The organism is Ruegeria sp. AD11(2025), assembly GCF_056542405.1.
In genome coordinates this window covers 33972-54011 of record NZ_JBQFZU010000019.1, presented here as the reverse complement: position 1 = coordinate 54011, position 20040 = coordinate 33972, and the positions used below count along the sequence as shown (strand labels likewise).

Sequence of the window (20040 nt, the reverse complement as noted above, 5' to 3'; positions counted from 1 at the left end):
CAATACTTTTTCTGAGCCTATGTTGAAATCGGAACTCAGATCCTTTCATGCCGGGCCCGAATTGCTGGCCATTACTTCACGCCTGCACCAGGCCGAGGTTGATGCGGAAACCGAAAAGCGCGGGATTCGAATTCGTCCCCTGCCCCAATTTGCGGGCGATTCCGATCACGGTTGCCAATGTGGCAACCAGATATTACCTGTTTCACCTGAATGACTGGGTAGAATCTCGATTGGTTCGATCCTTTTCGACACCGTAATTGAGACCAGTTTGGGAACCATATTAGCGTCAATACACCCACCGGGCGGTCGTTGGCTTTACAGCAAGTAGCTTTCCGCCGATCCGCTAACTCTCGCATTTTCAGCACCGCGCTATAGATTTAAGATGCGGCCCATCGCAAATGCACTAGCCCTGTAGAGTAACAGTTACCAAAGGCCCCGTACGTGAATATTGAAAATCGCATGATGATGCCACCTCGCCACGAGCTGCGAAAAGTGCGCAATCAGGGCATGACATTTCTGGCGCTGGCGTTTCTGTTCAGCATATTTGTCAACATCCTGATGCTGACCGGGCCTTTGTTCATGTTGCAGGTCTATGACCGGGTGCTGGGATCGCGCGCGGTTGAAACGCTGACGGCGCTGTTCTTGCTGGTGGCACTGCTATACGCGCTCATGGCAATGCTGGATTACGCCCGCGGCAGAATCGTTGCTAGGTTTGGCGCCCGCTTCCAGTCGCAATTGGACGAACGTGTGTTCGATGCAACCATGCGCCGGTCGCTGTACCCGCAGGCACGTTCAGCCCCGGCAACAGCGCTGCGTGATTTGGAATCGATTCAAAACCTGTGTTCCTCTCCCGTTTTGCTGGCGGTGATGGATATCCCGTGGACCCCGGTGTTTCTGGCAGCGATCTTCCTGTTCCACCCGCTGCTGGGCTGGCTGGCCGTTGTCGGCGGTTCCCTGCTGATCGTGATTGCGTTGCTGAACCAGGGTCTGACGCGCCACAAGGTGGCCTCGGCACAACAGGCCTCGGCGCAAGCCAATGCCTTTTCGGAACATGCCAGACAAGCCGCCGAGGTGGTGAGATCGCAAGGCATGCAAGAGGACATCACCCAACGTTGGCAACGCCAGCGGACAAGTGCCCTGCGCCAGACCATCGCTGCCAGCGACTGGACCGGCAGCTTTACCTCGCTGACCAAGTCCCTGCGATTATTCCTGCAATCGGCGATGCTGGCGCTTGGTGCCTGGCTGGTACTGCGCAACGAACTGACGCCGGGCGCTATGATCGCCGGGTCGATCCTGCTGGGCCGTGCGTTAGCGCCGGTCGAACAAGCCGTGGGCCAATGGGGTATGGTCGAGCGCGCGCGAACGGCCTGGTCCTCGCTAAACCGATTTCTGGACGCAACCCCGCCCGAAAAGCCACGCACCAAATTGCCCGTGCCCGAGGCTCGTCTGACCGCCAAGGGTTTGACGGTCATCCCGCCGGGTGCGGACAAACCGACCCTGCGAAACGTGACGCTGCAGCTTGAACCCGGCCGGGCGCTTGGCGTCATCGGCAAAAGCGGGTCGGGTAAATCGACGCTGGCCAAGGCCCTGTTGGGCCTGTGGCAACCGGCGACTGGGGAAATCCGACTGGGCGGTGCGACGCTGGATCAATACGATCCCACTGATCTGGGCCAACATATCGGTTACCTGCCTCAGGCAGTGACCCTGTTTAACGGAACGGTGGCAGAAAACATCGCCCGCATGTCGGAAAACCCGAATCCCGAGGCCGTTGTGGCTGCGGCAAAAAAGGCCAAGGCGCATGAGCTGATCTTGAAGCTCAGCAAGGGGTATGACACGTTTCTGGAAGGCAATGACAGCCAGTTGTCCGGTGGCCAAAAGCAACGGATCGCGCTGGCGCGTGCCTTGTACGGGGACCCGGTCATGTTGATCCTGGACGAGCCGAATTCGGCTCTGGATGCTGACGGAACCGAGGCGCTGAATGCTGCTGTTCGAGAGCTGAAGGAGGCTGGCAAATCCACCATCATCATGACACACCGCCCACAGGCGATTTCGGAATGTGATGATCTGGCGGTTGTCGAAAACGGACAGGTAGTGAAAACCGGCAGCCGAGACGAGGTGCTGGCTGCAATGGTACAAAATGCCGGTGCGATCAAACGAGGCCTCAATCAGGTGAAGAAAGATGCAGGATAAGGTGTCTCGAGATACGCGCCCGGTGTGGCGGATCACCGTACCGGCTTTCGTTGGTTTTGCGGCGCTGATCATTCTTGTCGGCGGGCTGGGCGTCTGGGCTGTTCAAACCCGTCTGGCCGGAGCCATCATCTCGCAGGGGAGTATTGAGGTACAAAGCAACCGGCAGGTCGTTGAACACCCTGATGGCGGTGTTGTCGGAGAGATTTTTGTCCGCGACGGAGATGTGGTCTCCGACGGAGACATGCTGGTCCGTCTTGACGATACGTTTTTGTCCTCGGAAAAGACCATCGTTGAATCTCAACTGTTTGAGCTGATGGCGCGGCGGGCCCGTTTGGAGGCCGAACGCGACGGAGCAGGTGCCGAGGAGCTGGCAACCCAGTTGGCGATTGTTCAAGAGCAGGAAAATATAGATGAAGACCTGATCGCAGGTCAGCGGAGCTTGTTCGAAGCCCGGCTGGAGACCCTGACGCAACAAACTCAGCAATTGGGCAAACAGCGGGATCAGATCGAAACAGAGATCGAAGGCACAGAGGCGCAACTTGTCTCTCTGCGTCGTCAGGTTGAACTCATACAAGAGGAACTGGACGATCAAAAAAGCCTGCTGAATCGTGGCCTGACGCAGGCAAGCCGGGTTTCCGCCCTGCAGCGCGAAGAGGCCAGCCTGACCGGCGAGATTGGTCGGTTGGAGGCTACAGTTGCGCGCTTGGCAGGGCAAATTGCTGCAACAGAGATCGAAATTGTGGAATTGGCCGCCACGCGTCGCGAAGAGGCCATCACGGAATTGCGGGACGTTCAGACACAGATATTGGAATTGGCTGAGCGTCGCCTGTCACTGGATGTACGGCTGTCGCGTCTGGATATCCGCGCACCTGTCTCCGGGACGGTCTATGGCAGTCAGGTTTTTGCGCTGCAGTCGGTGATACAGCCTGCAGAACCGATGATGTATGTAGTTCCTCAGGACACACCGCTGCTTGTCGCTGCACGCGTGGATGCAATCCATGTAGATCAGCTATATGTTGGCCAACCCGTGTCCTTGCGCTTTCCTGCATTCAACCAACGTGAAACACCCGAAATTGAAGGGCAGGTTATCACTGTTTCGGCAGATACCTTCACTGATGAAAACACCGGCCAGACCTATTACCGTGCGGAAGTTGCTCCGGAAGACAGCGAAGTCGAACGTCTGAACGGTCAAGCTTTGTTGCCCGGGATGCCGGTGGAAACCATGATCAAAACTGACGAAAGAAGCCCCCTGTCTTATTTGATCAAACCTTTGGCCGACTATTTCAACAGGGCTTTCCGCGAATAACGGCGACGGTTGTTTTCAGATCTGCTCGATGTTCCCCAACAGGATCGCGGTCATGTCTGTGGCAATCACGTTGTCGACTACCGTGACGTTTACGCCGGTTTCGTAACTGACATTTGTCTCTGTGATGCCGGACAGGTCTGCGTTCTTGTCCAGGAAAACCCATCCCGCGTCATGCCCCGTCGGCAGACCGACAGATAGCTTAAGGATAGCCAAGGCGTCGAAAGCATTGACCGTTCCATCCTGATTGACGTCTGCTGCGATCAGGTTTTCCGGCGTCGCAGTCCCCCATGTCGGGTCGAGCCCGACTGAGATCCGTAAAACTTGCAAGGCATCCAGTGCCGAGATTTTGTCACTGGCCAGCGAATAGGTTTTGACGATATCCAACTCACCCTCAAACGTGCCTGAGGGCAAACCCAGATCAAAACGCCCTTCATCATCCGCACGAACGCTGATGGTTCCGCCTCCATCCGGGGTAAAGCGAATCTCGGCGTCTGACAGGCCGGGATTCGCGGTTTCCGAGTTGATCGAGATATCGCCCAAAACGCCGTCCGAACTGCCTGGGTCCAGCCCACCGAAATCTCCGAAATCCACCGGGATGTGATCCGGCCCGCCAAACCCCGCTCCGAACACGTCCGCGCTGGTCAGGGGCCCTCCGGTCGCGGAGTTGATGACGACCACCTCGTCGATGTATTTGATTTGCGCTCCCTGCACGGTGGCGGTAAATTCCAACTGTCCGGGACTGCGCAACAGCGGATAGTCGAACAGGTCTAACCGGTCGACCCCTGCCTGGAAACCGTTAATGGTTGTTGGGTCGCTACCATATTGCATGACAAAGATATCCGCCCCGGTTCCGCCATCCATCGTGGTCGCCCCGACACCCGCGATCAGAATGTCATCCCCTGCCCCTCCCACCAGAGTGGTCTCTAGGATGTTGCCGCTGAGTATGTCGTTCTGCGCCGACCCGGTAACCGTACCGAACCCGTCCCGCACGTTACCCAGATCATCGATTGAAACGCTGATCTGTGTCAGTCCCGCATCCTGTTGCGAACTGACGAGAATTTGCAGCTCGTTCCCGACATGAGCGACACTTAGCGTTTCGACGTTTTGCAGGCCGCTTTGCACGGTATCGGCAAAACTGTCCAAATACACCAGCTGGCCATTCGGTGTCAGGGCAAAAAGGGTAACACCATCATCGCCACCGCCCGCCACGACAAACGCATGTCCATCGGCTTCGATCACGGCCAGATCCTGCACAGTTTCAAACCGTGTATGCAACGAATCCAGAACGTGGTCGGTTGCAATCAGGCGCCCATCGACCGTTAATTCCATCACGCTGAGCGAGTTGCTGTCCGCCCCAGCCACAACAACCCATGATTGGCCGAAAGCCTGCACCACCTCGACTGCCGTCGGCGTCGCAATTCCCAGTGTCGCCAGCGCGTCGCTGTTATCCACCGCGGTCAGGGCGCCGGTATCCTGATCGACGTTGTAAGTGCCGATCGTGTTGCTGACAGAATCGGCCATGATCACGAATTGGACTGCCCCGACCTGCAACACCTGCATCGAGTCAGCCTGCCCTGTGACCGAAGCTGCCGAGCTCAGCGAACCATCCCCGTTCACGGTATAGGTCGAGATCTGCCCTGTTCCCTCATGCGCAATAGTCAGCACGCCGCCGAACTGAGCAATGGCCGAGATATCCCCGCCACCGACCAGCGAGTCGGTTTCCTGCAAAGCGCCCACGGTCCCGTTTGGATTGATCTCATATCCGACCAGCCCTGTCGCCGTACGCACATCCAGAACAAGCTGATCGTCGCCGGCCAGCACCACGGGTAAGGCGCTGTTACCGACCTGATACGTGATCGTGCCACTGAAGTACTCGGTGTCCTGCAACTGCGGCAGAGCGCCTTCGACCAGTTTCCACACCGCAATCCCACCGCCCGGACCGGTCACGCTGAACAGATACGTTTCGCCATTAAGCGTTTTTAAAGCCGTATCGCCGATACCTGAATCGAGCGCTGTGCTCCCTGTTGCAACCACGCCTTCGAACTGAAGCACCATATCAAATCACCCCACGCCAAATCTGGCACCAACTACAGGATGATCCGATGCCCAGTGCGAAACCAAAGCGGGAATGTGGAGAAAACGAGGAGTTCGGCTTCAGTTTAACTCAATTTTTTCTGGTCCGACCGCATGATTCACCGAAGGGAAAGACAGATGAACAAAACCTCGACCCCTCGGGCCGGTGCGGAAACCACATGTGAGGGCAAGATGACCAAAGAACCTGAAACCAAGATCAATCCGGCTGGTGGTCAGCCCGATTTTGAGCGTAAACAGAACATCCGCAAGTGGATCGACGGAAAAATGCGCCGTTGGGCCGGCCGTGGCATTGCTGGTGGGATCGGATCTGCGGTTCTGGCCCTGCCTGCCTTGGCGCAGGCCACTATTGAAGAGCTTTATGCCTTTCAGTTCGCAGAAACGATTCCCGGGGTGCGTTCGGTCAAGCTGCTGGACAATGGCGACGTTCTTCTGAAACTGGCCGATGGTCGAAAACTGGTTGTTGCCGCCGAAAACGTACAGGTGCTGGACAGCGGTGCTGTCATGATTGCCGAGGACGTTGTATCCGAGATTGCTCAGTTCAGCCTGGCCGAAGCTGGCGGCGCCGCCGCAATCGGGGGAATCAGCGGAACCGGGGCTGCTTTGGGTGGTCTGGGTCTGGCGGGTGCCGCTGCCGCTGCCGGCGGCGGCGGTGGTGGAGGGGGCGACGATGTCGCCCCTACGCCTGCGCCTTCACCTACCCCCAGCTACCCCGTTCTCAACCTGGCGGGCTCGCAAGCCAACACATTGAGCAGCGCCAACATGAACCTCGCCACGCCGGAAGGTACGGAAACGGTGGAAGTAACCATTGGCTCGGTCACAAAGACCGTTACGCCCGAAGATGACGGGTCCTGGAGCGTTTCACTGACACCGGGCGAAGCAGCCAGCCTACCGCAGGGTGTGCAAACCGTGACCATTCGAAATCTCGATGCTGAGGGTACAGAACTGTCGTCTGAGACGGTCGCATTCGACGTGGATACTAGCCCCCCAACCCTGACGATCTCAGGGTTTTCCGACGGCGTGGTGATGAACGCGGCTGAACAGGCCACCAATCTGACCATTACCGGAACAACAACGGCCGAAGACGGACAAACCGTCACCGTCTCCCTCTACGGGCAAACCTACGAAGGTACGGCTTTCGCCGGACAATGGAGCGTAACTGTGCCCGCCGCAGGGCTGGCTGTCATGCCAGACGGCGCAACGATTGCCGTCACCGCTGACGTCACCGATCAGGCGGGCAATCCGGCGACACAAGCCGATGCCAGTTTCGAGACGGATTTTACCGCTCCGACGATTTCGCTGGACCCGGTTGCCGGCGGATCGATTGAGTTGATCGATGTCAGCGCCGACCTGACACTTACGGGATCGACCACAGCGCTTGACGGTCGGCCTGTTACCGTGACGTTTGGTGGTCAAACCTATTCGACAACTGCCACCGGCGGCGGCTGGAGCGTAACGATCCCCAACACAGATCTCGTTGGCCTGTCGACCGGCGTGCCAGCCGCGTTCAACGTGACTGTCTCCGATGCGGCTGGCAACATCTCAGTCCCAGCCTCGGTATCCGTCCCGGTTGATTTGACTGGCCCTTCAGTCACCATCTCTCCGCTATCCGTCGGCGCGGTTCTGAACGCTGTTGAAGTGGGGGCTGACCTGACGATCTCTGGGACGACCGGCAATGTACAGGACGGCCAGCAGGTCACAGTAAACCTGAACGGTCAAACCTATACCGATACCGTGTCAGGCGGCACTTGGAGTGTGACCGTCACGGCCGCAGATCTGGCAGCCCTACCTGACGGAGGGAGTTTTACCGTGACTGCGGACGTTTCGGACGCCGATGGTCTGGCGGCGCCTCAGGTCAATGTACCACTGGGCAAGGATGCGACCGCACCGACGCTTTCAATCGACAGCTTCTCGGATGGTGCCGTGCTGAACGCAGCTGAGCAGGGCACGGACCTGACCATCACAGGTTCCACCACTGCCGAGAATGGTCAGACCGTGACTGTTTCTGTGAACGGTCAAACCTACACCGGCGCAGCATCCGGTGGCGCGTGGTCAGTTACCGTTCCTGCCGCAGATCTGGCAGCCCTGTCGGACGGGGCCACCATTGCGGTCACCGCAGATGTTGCCGATCAGGCAGGAAACCCGGCGATCCAGGCCAGCGACAGTTTTGATACAGACTTCACTGCGCCAACGGTGAACATCACAAACCTGTCGGATGGTGCGGTCATGAACGCTGCGGAACAGGGCACCGACCTGGTCATAACCGGCACCTCTGACGCCGCAGATGGCACAGTGGTGACGGTCGAAATCGCCCGCCCCGACGGAACAGTGGATGTCACCGGCACCGCCACGGTCAACAGCGGCACTTGGAGCTACACGGCCCCAGCCTCGGACTTGGGCGCGCTTCAGGATGGGGTCTCGTATGATGTCGATGCTTTGGTAGCGGACGCAGCGGGCAACAGCGCCCAAAATAGTGCAAGTTTTGACACCGATTTCACTGCTCCGACCGTTACACTCGATCCCCTATCCGTGGGCTCCGAGCTGGACGTGACCGAACAAGGAAGCGACCTGACGATCACGGGCGCAACCAGCGCCGAGGATGGGCAAACTGTGTCCGTCACCCTAAACGGCCATACATACACAGGCACCGCTTCAGGCGGTTCCTGGTCGGCAACTGTCCCCTCAGTCGATCTGGCCGCTCTGTCGGACAGCACCGGCTATCCGATCTCGGCCAGCGTTACCGATCAGGCTGGTAACCCGGCGACATCGGCTACGACTATGCTGACGACGGATTTCCGACCAGTATTGACCGTGAGCCCTGTCGGCACGAACAGCGCTATATCGCTAGCTGATGCTCAAGCATCTGGTGTGACAATTTCGGGAACTTCGACCGGCCTGAGCGTCGGCCAGGCGGTGGATGTTTTCCTCAACGGAAGCCCGATTGGCAGCGCGACTGTGGCCGTCGATGGCAGCTGGTCTTTGGCCGTCCCAGCATCGGAATTCTCGAGCATCGACGCGGGCGACTCCCTTGACTTCTCAGCAGATGCAACGGTTTCCGATGGGCCGAACCCTGTAACCGCAACCGACGAGAACACCGCACACGAACCAGCAGCCTATGTCATCACTCAGGCTGGGATTTCCGGGAACACGGTGACCTTCGAGGTCTACGCGGATCCAGACACGGATATTTCAGGCGGCTTCGCCTTGGCTATGAATCTGGGCTTCGACCCTTCCGTTGCGACCTACGACCTCGGGTCTGAGGTCCGCGGTAGTGGTCTCATTAGTTTGGTTGCCAACCCGGACGGGGCCTCAGTGATCCGTTACTCCGGCATCTCCGGTATCCCCGATGGCGTCAACCCCGTCATTGACCTGAGCCAGCCCGTGATGACCTTCGACATGACGGTCGTCGATGCAAGCAAACCCATTGAGCTGACGATCGCGACTTCTGTTGGCGGGTATTCCGTCTTCCAACTCGGTACCAATGGTGATGACACGCTGGTCGCAACCGACGTCGACAACATCATCCGCGGGCAGGATGGCAGCGATGCGATTGATGTCTCGGCTGCAGGGCGAGACATTGTCGTGTTCGAGGCCGACCTGGCGGCCAACGGTATCGACATGGTGACAGGATTCACAATTGGCCCGGCAGCCGAGGTTACGGATGCCATTACGTTCAGCGGCCTGAGCGTCGGAACGCTGCGCGGTAACGGAACGGATGTCGAAACCCTGGCAGTAGGTGATGCGATTGGCTCGGATACCGGTGTCGTTGGCCTGACAACGGTTTTAGGCGATTTGTCCCAAAACTCGATCGAAACCGCCGTCGAAAGCTTTGCCGGCCTACAAGCGGGTGACGAGATCTACGTTATGGCAACGGACGGTGCTGACAGTGTGTTGGTCAAGGTCGACTACAGCGCTCCAAACTCAGCGTTGGTTGAAACCGTCGCCCAATTCACTGGGCTAGATGATCTGACCGACCTTAGCGCGGACAACATCCTGCACACCGACCCAACCGGGGCAACGGCTTAAGCAACCAAACGGCTGCCGATCACGACGACCGGCAGCCATCCTGTTAAACATGGAGCAGTAATGGCGCAGAATGGCCTGGTTCCTGTCACCGCCGCCCGGCACGGGCATCGATACTGGAAACGTTTCACCTCTTACGAATTTGCGGCCAATCGCACCGAATGTGCGATTGTATTCCGGGAAGTTCCGCAGATTGCCGCCACCTTTCCGATAATGTTCAGAGAAACCGGCGAAGATGTTGAACCCAGGGCCATTTTGTCCCTGTCAGACGATATGCCCACCCCTTTCGTATCACGACAGGGGCAGTGGTTGGCGGCCTATGTTCCATCCAGCTTGCGATGCCATCCGTTTCAGGCCCTGCCCCTTGGAGAAAAAACGTCTAACGGATCCGCCCTGTTTCAGCTGAACGTGGATGAATCATCCGGGCTGCTAAGCACCAATCCGAGAGACGAGTCCTTCTTTGACGCTTCCGGGGATTTGTCGCCAGAATTGCGCGATGTGCGAAGCTTTCTTCAAACCCGCGTTGCAGCCCGTGAGGCGACGCTGGAACTTTGCCAGACAATCAAGACTATGGGGCTTTTTGAACCCGCTGAACCCCTCGACGGGACCACTTTGCCCGCTGGGACTTTGTCCATATCAACCCATCGTTTAAAGAAACTAACTCAGGCTGAAAAACTGGAACTGGTCGAAGCGGATGCCTTTCTGCTGATCCACGCCCACCAGATCTCGCTTTGCCATTTAGCGTGGCTGGCACGCGTAGAACAACAGCTTGAAGAGCAAAACTCACTAAAGAAATACACCGAAAATTCAGATATTTCCGATTTCCTTTGTGCAATGGCCAACGCGCAGAATGACGATGTCCTCGGAACCAGTGGGGTGTGAAACACCTATGCCAATACTCAATCGCAGTCTCGGAATTGCACCTTATATCCTCTTCGCCGCAGTGTTATCGGCCTGTACGCCTAAGCCCGACTTGACAGGGGTTGAGATGTCCCTGTCCAGCGGATCCGTCGGGGCCGGTGCAAACACACCTGCACCCCGGCTGACGCAGAGCGCCTTTGGCCAGCGGATCAGAGCCGCCGTGGAAACAAACCCTGATCTGGCACAAAGTGCGACACGGCTGGAGATTGCCGCAGCCAACGAAGATGCCGCCAAGGGAGCGTTTCTGCCCCGGCTCAACGTTGGCGTAAACGCCCGTTCTGAACGCATAGAGTCCAATATTGCCGATGTCACTCCGTATCTGCGCATCTCGCAATTGGTGTACGACGGTGGCGCTGCGTCGAATGATCTGGCAGCAGCAAAGGCGCGCGTGTTGCAAAGCCGTGGAGATCAGGTGCAAACGGCATCAGCGGTGGCGCTGTCGGCGATCGAGGCCTATGTCGTGGTTCTGGACCGGCGAAAAATTCTGGATATTTCGACCCAAAATGTCGCAGTTCATGAAGATATGGTGCGTCAGATCACGGAACGCGCAACGCAGGGCGCGGGATCAAATGCTGATGTTCTGACGGCACGATCTCGGATGGCGGATGCACAGACGCGGCTGGCAGATGCCAAAGCGCGTTTAGACCGAGCAGACGCCCAATATCGTGAGTACTTTGGCTCAGCCCCCGGGGAACTTCCGTCACCTGTCACGGCTCCTAAACTTTCGCGAACCGACTCGCAGATCGTGATGGACAGCCCTCAGGTCAGGCGGGCGGATGCAGCCCTGCTGTCAGCAAAGGCAGAACAGGCAGCCGCCCATGCGCGCCGTCAGCCCGGCGTTGAAATCGCCGCTTTTGCCGATCGGGATGACAGCGACGACGCGAATTTTGGCGTGGATCTGTCGTTCAACTACGAAATCGACAGTACGGGGCAACGCCGGGCCGCAATCGCGGCGGCCGAAGCACAGGTCAAAGAGGCTGAGTTCACGCGGGACTCGGTTATCCGGGACATTCGCCGTGAGTTGGAATTCGTCCGCTCCGACCAGCAAGCTGGCGCAGTGCGTCTGCAGGCAGCCCGCGTTGCAGTGCAAGCCAACGCCGCAAGTGTTACCGCGGCACGCGAACAGTTCACCATCGGCAGGCGCAGCCTGATTGAGATTCTTGACGCACAGAGAGACTATGTGAACGCTCAGGAAAGGTTGATCCTGGCCGAGCAGAACTTTTTCCTGACCAACTACGCTGCGCTGAGTTTAACCGGTGACATTCTCGATCTGCTGGGTGTCTCAACGGTGAAGTGGAACGACGACCTATGACACAGCTTCTGCCTATTCCACGCACGCCTTCACTCACTCCCCTCGAAGCTTGTCTGTTGCATGTCGCAGCCCAACTGGACCGCCCCTTGACAGTGGCCGCCCTGCACGCCGTGCAAACCGGCGCATCAGATGAACTTACCCTTCGCCACGCCATTGAAGTGGCGCAAAATGCTGGATTGCAAGCCGGGTATGGCAAACGCAGGTTGCAGGACTTTGACACAATCCTATCACCTGCACTGCTGATTCTGGAGGATGACAAAGCCGTTGTTTTCCACGGTCGAACACGGGACGGCAATCTACTGGTTTTCGATCCAAACCTCGGGGACGGGATCGGCGAAGTGTCCCAGGACAAACTGAGCCGCACTTATACCGGATTCGCAATCCTGTTTCGTCGGAACCATCGGGCCGAGGTCCCGGGCTGTGAGGTTCCCGCATCCGATCATTGGTTCTGGTCGGCGATGGCGGCGAACAAATGGTCCTATACGCAAGTACTCCTGGCCGCGGCGCTCGCGAATTTACTGGGCCTTTCCACCTCTATTTTCATTATGGTCGTCTATGACCGCGTACTGCCAAACGAAGCTACAGAATCTCTGATAGCCCTAACTGCGGGTGTCGCCCTTGCCCTGGGGTTTGATTTTCTTTTGAAACTGTTGCGCGCCGGGTTCATCGATCGCGCCGGACAAAAGGCCGACATGCAGATGGGGCGGCGCGTTTTCGACCAGGTGCTGAACATCCGCATGAAGTCTCGCACAGGATCTACGGGTGCCATGGCAAGCACCGTTCGCGAGTTCGAAACCCTGCGAGAGTTCTTTACCTCGGCAACACTGGTTGCATTGGTCGACCTTCCTTTCATTGCGCTGTTTGTGTTTGTCATCCATCTGGTCGGCGGGCCGCTGGCCCTGATCCCTGCCCTTGCGGTTCCGATCGTATTACTGGCCGGGGTGGCCGTGCAGCCGGTATTGTCGCGTCTGGCCGAGAAGAGCTTTTCCGATGGCCAGTCCAAGCAATCTGTTTTGGTGGAAACCGTCTCGGGGCTTGAGACGATCAAGACCACGGCAGCTGCCAGGCCAATGCGAACCCGCTGGGAAAGCGCAATTGAACGCCAATCCTCGCATGGTGCACGCAGCCGTATGGTGACGCAGTTCGCCCTGAACCTGACCGGGTTCACCCAGCAGGCGGCACAGGTTCTGATCGTTTTCTACGGCGTGTTTTTGATTACGGATGGTCAGGCAAGCATGGGGGCTCTGGTTGCTTCAGTGATGTTGACCGGTCGTGCACTGGCACCTCTGGGACAGCTTGCCCAGACCCTGACCCGTGTCAACCAGGCCCGCAGCGCGTATCGCAACCTTAACGCACTGATGCAGGCCGAAAGCGAAAGACCTCGTGGGCACAGCTGGATCAGCCGAAACAGCTTCGACGGGCGCATCAGATTCAAGAATGTCCACTTCGCCTATCCGGATCACACCGAGGACACATTGGCGGGGGTGTCAATCTCGATCGAGCCTGGTGAAAAGGTTGCGATTTTGGGTCCGATTGGTTCCGGAAAAAGCACAATCTCGCGCCTGCTGCTTGGGCTATATGAGCCGCGAACCGGATCGGTGATGCTGGATGGCGTGGATATTCGCCAAATTGATCCGGGTGATCTGCGTCGCAATGTCGGGTCCGTATTGCAGGACATCTGGCTGTTTTCCGGGACCGTACGCGAAAACATAAGGAGCGGCACTGTCAGACCGCGCGATCAGGACCTGATCCGCGCAGGCAAGGTAGCCGGAGTTGAAGATTTTGTCGCCCGTCATCCCAACGGTTACGATCTGAAACTGGCCGAGCGCGGCGAAGGTCTATCTGGTGGACAAAGACAGGCCATTGCGCTTGCCAGGGCCTTGATTGGACGGCCCCCGATTCTTCTGTTGGATGAACCGACCAGTGCGATGGACGTCAAAACCGAAGCTGAGGTGATCCGTCGTCTGAAGCAGTCAACGCAGGACACCACGATGGTCATCATCACACATCGCACCAGCCTGTTGGAATTGGTGGACCGTGTCATCGTGATCGAAGGCGGACGCGTGGCCGCCGACGGACCCAAGAGTATGCTCACTCAACACGCCCGCAAGGCAGGGAGGCATCTGAATGTCGCGACATCCTGACCTCGCCACCCTCGCGCGCGAGATGCGCGGGCGTTCACCGATACGTGGATCCCTGCTTTTACTAGTGATCTCCTCGTGCCTGATCGCACTAGGCCTTTGGGCGCATCTGACTGAGTTGGATGACGTGACCCGTGTGGACGGGCGGATTGTTCCCTCAGCTGACATTCAGGTGATCGAAGCCACGGAACCCGGAGTTCTGCAGTCTTTGAAAGTTCGCGAAGGACAGGTGGTCGACAAGGGCACGTTGTTGATGGAGTTCGACACAACTCAAATCGACAGCCAATTCAGTCAGGAACAACAGCGCGCCTTCGGCCTAATGGCGCGAACGCAACGATTGCAGGCGGAAATCGACGGTAGTGCTCTGAGTTTTTCACCTGACCTGATCAAAGGCGCGCCCGAAGTCGTGCGATCGGAGACCGCATTGTATAAGGGACGGCAAACCGAGCTTCAGGCAGAGATCTCCATCTTGGATCGTCAACGCCAACAAAGGCAGCAGGAATACGAAGAAGGCCTTGTGGATCGGATCACCGCCGACGAAACGCTCAGGCTTTTAGCGGAAGAGCGCGCGATGATGGAACCTCTGGTGGAAAAACGGATGGAGCCCGCAACAACGCTTTTAACGCTACGCCGCGGTATGGCCGAGTGGGAAGGCCGGAAAACCCGGGCTGTTGCCGCGACCAACAGGCTAAAGACTGGTTTGGACGAGATAGACGACCGCATCCGCGCGACCCGCAGCCGATTTCGCAGCGCCGCGCTAACCGATCTGGCGATGGCAACCACCGAACTTGCGACATTGCAGCCGGTTTTGCCCGCACTTCGGGATCGGGCCGACAGGGCGCAGGTGCGGTCTCCGGTGCGTGGCATCGTCAACCGGGTACATCGCAGCACAATTGGGGGGTTGGCCCGCGGCGGTGAGGAACTTGTTGAAATCGTACCCTTGAATGACACACTGCTAGTCGAAGCATACGTTCGACCGGAAGACATCGCATTCCTGCATGCCGGACAGTCTGTCAAGGTCAAGATCACCGCCTATGATTTTGCCCGATATGGTGCGCTGGACGGCCAGATTACTCGTATCGGTGCCGACACAATCACCCGGCCCGAGCGAAATGACGAGGAGGTTTTCGTCGTTGAGATTGAAACCAGCAATGCGATGCTGGATGCCGATGGTGTCGCCGTCGAAATCATCCCCGGTATGATTTCCGAAGTCGATATCCTTTCGGGCCGCAAAACGGTATTCGAATACCTGCTGCAGCCCGTAGTCAAAATCAAGGACAGAGCTTTGCGAGAATAGGTACCTCTACAATCGGTACAGGCCTTGCATCTGCCGACCGGGTCGCTCTGACGCCCAAACGCTATTGCGGAGAGGTTACCCTTTCGGACACCGGTTGTTTGAACTGGTGGTCGAACAACTGACGGAACACCCCGTCCTTCTCGATCAGGGTTTCAAGATTGCCTTCTTCAAGGACTTCGCCCTCCTGAATGACGACGATTTTGTCCGCCTCGAGCACGGTCGACAGCCGGTGGGCGATAACAATGGTCGTTACATTCTCGGTCAGCCTGTCCAAAGCCTTTTTTACAAGCGTCTCGGATTCCGCATCGAGGGCACTGGTGGCTTCGTCCAGCAACAGGATTTCCGATTTGCGCAGAATTGCGCGGGCGATGGCGAGCCGCTGTTTTTGTCCCCCGGACAAAAACGCACCATTCTCTCCGACCGGCGTATCGTAGCCATATTCCAACTTGCTGATGAAGTCATGCGCATGGGCAGCACGTGCTGCCTCCATCACTTCTTCATTGGTGGCATCCGGGCGCGCAAACCTCAGATTATCCAAAACCGAGGCCGAGAACAAAAAAGTTTCCTGGCCGACATAAGATATCTTCTGACGTAGTGAGGCAAAAGTCACGCCCTGCAAGTCCTGATCATCAATCTCGACAGTCCCGGAATCGGGGTCGTAAAACCGCATGATCAAACCGAAGATCGTCGATTTTCCACCGCCGGACTGGCCGACCAGAGCCGTTGTCTTACCGGCTTCAAAGGTCAGGTTCATATTCGAAATGACCGGCGTGCCCCCCTTATATCCGAAAGTAAGGTCCTTAAGACGGATTTCACCCGGCCCCGCAACCAGGGTTTTGGCATCGGGGCTTTCCCGCATGGGGTCTTCTTCGTCCAGAAGTTCGAACATCATGCTGATCGGAACCAGCGTGGTCTCGATGACTACGCGCATCTTCGACAGGCGTTTTGCCGGCTCGTAAGCCATCAGCAAAGCCGTAATAAATGACATCAACTGACCAGCCGAGGTTGGCTCGCTGTCTCCGAAGCCGATTGTGCTTATTACCAGAATACCCGCGATCGCTAGACCCGCCAGAAACTCCATCAAGGGGCTGGCGATCGACTGCAGCTTGGAAATCGAATTCGCCCGTTCCTCTACCGACCTGATCGCCCCGTTCATGCGGTTCGTCATATGGTTTTCAAGGCCAAAAACCTTGATGATTGTGATCCCGCCCGACGTTTCCTGAAGAACCCTTATGATTTCAGACAATGCCATCATCTCGGATTGCATGATCGCTTTCACACGTTTCAACAACATGCGCACGCTGACCAACGCAACCGGGCCAACGACGAAAAACAGCACTGAAAGCATTGGCTGCTGGTAGATCATGACGAATACCAAACCAACCAGGGTCAGCAAGTCACGAACAAAGCTTGTCACGACGACGTCTACCAGCCTTCTGGCCGCCTGCGCACCCTGCGTAACCCGCAGCAACAGCCCCGAGGATTCATTACGTGAGAAAAAGCCGACACCGCGTTTTATCAGCCTTGCGTAGAGACGTTCTTGCTGAACAGCAATAATGCGGTTGCCTGCGCGCGCCAGAAAGATCGACTGAATGTACGAAGCTAGCGCCTTGCCAAGAAACAGTCCAATAACGGCGGCGGCGATCAGTGCGACCTTGGATCGCATTTCAGGCTCGGTCATCGCGTTGACAATGTTTTCCATCATCCACGCGGTACCCGCCGTTGTTCCGGCGACCCCAACCATGGCCACCATCGCGATCCCGTACAGCCAGCCCTGATTTCGGAGACTTTCGAACAGCAAGCGGCCAATATTACTAGACTTCCAATTGGCCCAGGTTCTTTTGATCATTCTATTCTCCAAAACCTTCAGCGGTTCCGATACCTGCCAGCGTCGCGGTCTTACCTTGTTCCCAAGCTGCGCCGTTGAGGCGACGATTGAACGCGGTGTTGTTAGTTATGCGCGACCGCGCCAAGAATCCATAGGCAGCGCGCAGATATTGAGGTCGATGTGTCCCGGTTGACATCAGGTGCAACCCTTGTTGGTTCAGTTCGCGTATAACAATATGTAATTGCTTGCCTATTTCATTATTGTGACAACAATGGCGACCTTCCGTCCAAACCCTGATCGGCGTTTTATTGCCACTCGACATCCCCCAGAAAAATATATCCTGCCCCATAGATCGTCTTGATAAGGCGCGGATTTTTAGGGTCTTCGCCCAGTTTCGTCCGAAGCCGGGATATACGCACATCCATGGCCCGGTCGAAACTCTCACCTGCAGCACCGCCCAGAGCTTCCTGCATCTGAGCCCGGCTAATCAGCCGTTTGGGGCTTTCCAGAAACAACCGCAAAACCTCGCCTTCCGCGTGGCTAAACGGTATTTCTGTTCCGCTACCATCCTCAAGAACGTAACGATCAAAATACGCGGTCCAGCCATTGAAAATCGCCACATCCGACTGCGACACCTGCGTTCTCGGGGAACGCAGCCTTGCCCGGATACGGGCGACGACCTCGGCAGGATCAAACGGTTTGGTGATGTAATCATCAGCCCCAAGTTCCAGCCCGGTAACGCGATCCTGCACCTGCGCCCGACCCGAGATAATGATCACCGCCGCCCCTTGTTCCAGCGCCAGCCGGTGAACAAGCGCCAGGCCGTCGGTGTCAGGCAAAGAAAGATCGACAAGGCAAACGTCCGGCGTCACGCGTTTCAGCGCAGCTTCGAATTCTCGCGCGCGGGCGAAGCTCTGAGTGCGGAAACCCGCCTCTTCCAGCGCGTCAGTCAGAACGCGCCGGATTTCGGGCTCGTCATCTACAATCGTGACCAGTGGTTGTGTCATCAGGCAGCCTCGGTTCGGATCAGGGCGGACAGTTGCGCTCGGGTAAAGGGCTTGCTCAGCACGGGTGCCAGTGTCAGGGCCTGCCGGTGCAGCGGGTCGGAATGGGGCAATGAAGTCATCAGAATGCACGGCAAAGCGGGTTTAAGCTGTGCCAACAAATCCAGACCGGTCCCCTGCCCTTCCAGCCGAATATCCGACAACACAAACACGATATCGTCGATATCCGCCGTCAGCGCCAGCGCTTCGTCAACAGATGTTGCCTCGATCACCGAGAACCCAAGTTCGACCAGCATATCCCGGAATTGCCAGCGCAGATCGTCATTGTCTTCGACCAGCAGCACTAAACCTTCCTGTATCGGCGGCGCCGGACGATAGGGCAAACGCATGGCCACTGTTGCGCCCGAAGGAGTATTGCGGAGGTTCAGGTCGCCACCGGCAAGTTTCACGGTGTCATAAACCATGGGCAGACCCAAGCCCGATCCCTTGCTGCCTTTGGTGGTAAAGAACGGATTCAGCGCTTTTTCCAATCCTTCTTGGGAAAAACCCGAGCCGGTATCCGAGACCGCGATCTCGATCCAAATGTCGCCGATCTTATGAGCACTGATGGTGATCTGACCGAACCCTCCGCAAGCGTCGCGTGCGTTCAGAACCAAGTTCAGCAGCGCGTCCTGTACCATCCCCGGGTCCAGCATCAGCGCCTCGTCGGGCAGGGTGTTGACCACCGACAACCCGACACCGCGTGGCAGGGAGGGCGAGGCCAGAACACGCAGGTCCTCCAGCAGGCCACGCATATCGGTTGCTTTTGGCTGAAAGGTGCGGTTACCGGTCATGTCCGCAATCCTGTTCAGCAACTGACCACCGCGGCGGGCGGTTTGCTGGGTGGCGGACACCAACTCATGTGCCTCGGCGGAAAGGTCCATCTTTTCCAGCCTCGACTGCATTCCCAGAATGATCGTCAGCAGGTTTGAAAAATCATGCGCCAACCCGCTGGTCATCTGCGCCGCCATGGCCCGGCGCCGGGTCTGCTGCAAGGCAACACGCGCCTGGGTTTCCTCAGTGATATCGACCGACATCACATAGACTCCGCCCTCGCCATCCGGAGAAAACGACACGCGGATGCGGCGGGAATCCTGATCTTCGGTAAATTCGAACACCGAGGCTTCGCCGCCATAGGCCTTTTGCAGATGCGGTTCTACACGCAGGAAGGCCACAGCGCCCAATGCATTGGAAATATGCATACCCAGAATTTCAGACGGGCGGCCCGGCATAACCGAGCTGAGACGCCGGTTCGAATAGTCATACCGCCCATCCGGGTCCAGATGGGCAATATGGGCCGGCATCATCTCGGTGGTCATGCGCGTGCGGGCTTCGATCTCGGTCAGCTGGCGCTTGGCCTCTTCCAGCGCGGCGTTGGTGGCGGCGAGTTTTCGGTTGGTCGCAGAAAGCTCTTCGGCCCTGTCCAGCAACTGGCCCGACAATTCCTCGGACCGGGCCCGCAACAGGGCCTCGGCTTGTTTGGTGTTGGTGATATCGGTGTAGACCGAAACCCAACCGCCTTTGGGCAGCGGCGCTCCTTCGACCGAAATCACCCGCCCGTCGGCCCGAACACGTTCCATGTAGTGCGGCTCAAAGGTCAGCGCCTGTTGGACCCGCAATTCCACGGCGGCTTCGACGTCTGCATCCGTGCCGTATTCGCCACGCGCTGCCAGATAGCGGATCGTGTCCCGGAACTGCGCCCCGGGTCGGACCAGTTCATCCGGCAAATCGAACATCACCTGAAACGGTCGGTTACTGACAACCAGCCGCAACTGGCTGTCGTAGATCGACAGCGCCTGCCCGATCAGGTTCAGACCGGCGGTCGTCATCTCTTTTACGTGCTGTTCGGTAATGTCCAAATTCGCCCTCCCCTCAAGACATGCGTAAC

The 20040-nt window shown here is 57.6% G+C and carries 11 protein-coding genes; 7 read left to right on the top strand and 4 right to left on the bottom strand.

Annotation, left to right across the window (positions count from 1 at the left end):
• Positions 1 to 459 precede the first annotated feature (459 nt).
• Positions 460 to 2190, top strand: coding sequence for a type I secretion system permease/ATPase (locus ACR1XY_RS17100; RefSeq protein WP_480594856.1), 1731 nt, complete (start codon positions 460 to 462; stop codon positions 2188 to 2190).
• A complete protein-coding gene (locus ACR1XY_RS17095) occupies positions 2180 to 3496 on the top strand; it encodes an HlyD family type I secretion periplasmic adaptor subunit (protein ID WP_480594855.1) in 1317 nt (438 codons plus the stop codon). The genes ACR1XY_RS17100 and ACR1XY_RS17095 overlap by 11 nt, the downstream gene beginning before the upstream one ends.
• A gap of 15 nt (positions 3497 to 3511) precedes the next feature.
• Here ACR1XY_RS17095 and ACR1XY_RS17090 read toward each other — a convergent pair whose 3' ends face one another.
• Positions 3512 to 5551 carry a dockerin type I domain-containing protein gene (locus ACR1XY_RS17090; RefSeq protein ID WP_480594853.1) on the bottom strand — a complete coding sequence of 680 codons (2040 nt, stop codon included), beginning with the start codon at positions 5549 to 5551 and terminating at the stop codon, positions 3512 to 3514.
• 156 nt (positions 5552 to 5707) lie between these two features.
• Here ACR1XY_RS17090 and ACR1XY_RS17085 point away from each other — a divergent pair, with 156 nt between their 5' ends.
• From ACR1XY_RS17085 to ACR1XY_RS17065, 5 genes are all read left to right on the top strand, one after another.
• Entirely contained in the window at positions 5708 to 9613 is a 3906-nt protein-coding gene (locus tag ACR1XY_RS17085; protein ID WP_480594852.1) for an Ig-like domain-containing protein, read from the top strand.
• A gap of 60 nt (positions 9614 to 9673) precedes the next feature.
• Positions 9674 to 10492, top strand: coding sequence for a SapC family protein (locus tag ACR1XY_RS17080; protein WP_480594851.1), 819 nt, complete (start codon positions 9674 to 9676; stop codon positions 10490 to 10492).
• A 106-nt stretch (positions 10493 to 10598) separates the two neighbouring features.
• Positions 10599 to 11843 carry a TolC family protein gene (locus ACR1XY_RS17075; RefSeq protein WP_480594849.1) on the top strand — a complete coding sequence of 415 codons (1245 nt, stop codon included), beginning with the start codon at positions 10599 to 10601 and terminating at the stop codon, positions 11841 to 11843.
• A complete protein-coding gene (locus ACR1XY_RS17070; RefSeq protein WP_480594848.1) occupies positions 11840 to 13987 on the top strand; it encodes a type I secretion system permease/ATPase in 2148 nt (715 codons plus the stop codon). Before ACR1XY_RS17075 ends, ACR1XY_RS17070 begins: the two co-directional genes overlap by 4 nt.
• Entirely contained in the window at positions 13971 to 15281 is a 1311-nt protein-coding gene (locus ACR1XY_RS17065; RefSeq protein ID WP_480594846.1) for an HlyD family type I secretion periplasmic adaptor subunit, read from the top strand. Before ACR1XY_RS17070 ends, ACR1XY_RS17065 begins: the two co-directional genes overlap by 17 nt.
• A gap of 61 nt (positions 15282 to 15342) precedes the next feature.
• Here ACR1XY_RS17065 and ACR1XY_RS17060 read toward each other — a convergent pair whose 3' ends face one another.
• From ACR1XY_RS17060 to ACR1XY_RS17050, 3 genes are all read right to left on the bottom strand, one after another.
• On the bottom strand, positions 15343 to 17130 hold the full coding sequence (locus ACR1XY_RS17060) for an ABC transporter ATP-binding protein (RefSeq protein WP_480594845.1): 1788 nt from the start codon (positions 17128 to 17130) through the stop codon (positions 15343 to 15345).
• 284 nt (positions 17131 to 17414) lie between these two features.
• The gene (locus tag ACR1XY_RS17055) at positions 17415 to 18116 is read right to left on the bottom strand and encodes a response regulator transcription factor (protein WP_480594843.1); all 702 of its coding nucleotides are present in this window, start codon (positions 18114 to 18116) and stop codon (positions 17415 to 17417) included.
• Positions 18116 to 20011: a PAS-domain containing protein gene (locus ACR1XY_RS17050; protein ID WP_480594841.1), complete on the bottom strand. Its 1896-nt coding sequence runs from the start codon at positions 20009 to 20011 to the stop codon at positions 18116 to 18118. Before ACR1XY_RS17050 ends, ACR1XY_RS17055 begins: the two co-directional genes overlap by 1 nt.
• Positions 20012 to 20040: the final 29 nt, after the last annotated feature.

Bases quoted from the DNA above. Each gene is read 5' to 3' on its own strand.
- ACR1XY_RS17100 (WP_480594856.1), top strand. From the start codon at position 460: ATGATGATGCCACCTCGCCACGAGCTGCGAAAAGTGCGCAATCAGGGC.
- ACR1XY_RS17095 (WP_480594855.1), top strand. From the start codon at position 2,180: ATGCAGGATAAGGTGTCTCGAGATACGCGCCCGGTGTGGCGGATCACC.
- ACR1XY_RS17090 (WP_480594853.1), bottom strand. From the start codon at position 5,551: ATGGTGCTTCAGTTCGAAGGCGTGGTTGCAACAGGGAGCACAGCGCTC.
- ACR1XY_RS17085 (WP_480594852.1), top strand. From the start codon at position 5,708: ATGAACAAAACCTCGACCCCTCGGGCCGGTGCGGAAACCACATGTGAG.
- ACR1XY_RS17080 (WP_480594851.1), top strand. From the start codon at position 9,674: ATGGCGCAGAATGGCCTGGTTCCTGTCACCGCCGCCCGGCACGGGCAT.
- ACR1XY_RS17075 (WP_480594849.1), top strand. From the start codon at position 10,599: ATGTCCCTGTCCAGCGGATCCGTCGGGGCCGGTGCAAACACACCTGCA.
- ACR1XY_RS17070 (WP_480594848.1), top strand. From the start codon at position 11,840: ATGACACAGCTTCTGCCTATTCCACGCACGCCTTCACTCACTCCCCTC.
- ACR1XY_RS17065 (WP_480594846.1), top strand. From the start codon at position 13,971: ATGTCGCGACATCCTGACCTCGCCACCCTCGCGCGCGAGATGCGCGGG.
- ACR1XY_RS17060 (WP_480594845.1), bottom strand. From the start codon at position 17,130: ATGATCAAAAGAACCTGGGCCAATTGGAAGTCTAGTAATATTGGCCGC.
- ACR1XY_RS17055 (WP_480594843.1), bottom strand. From the start codon at position 18,116: ATGACACAACCACTGGTCACGATTGTAGATGACGAGCCCGAAATCCGG.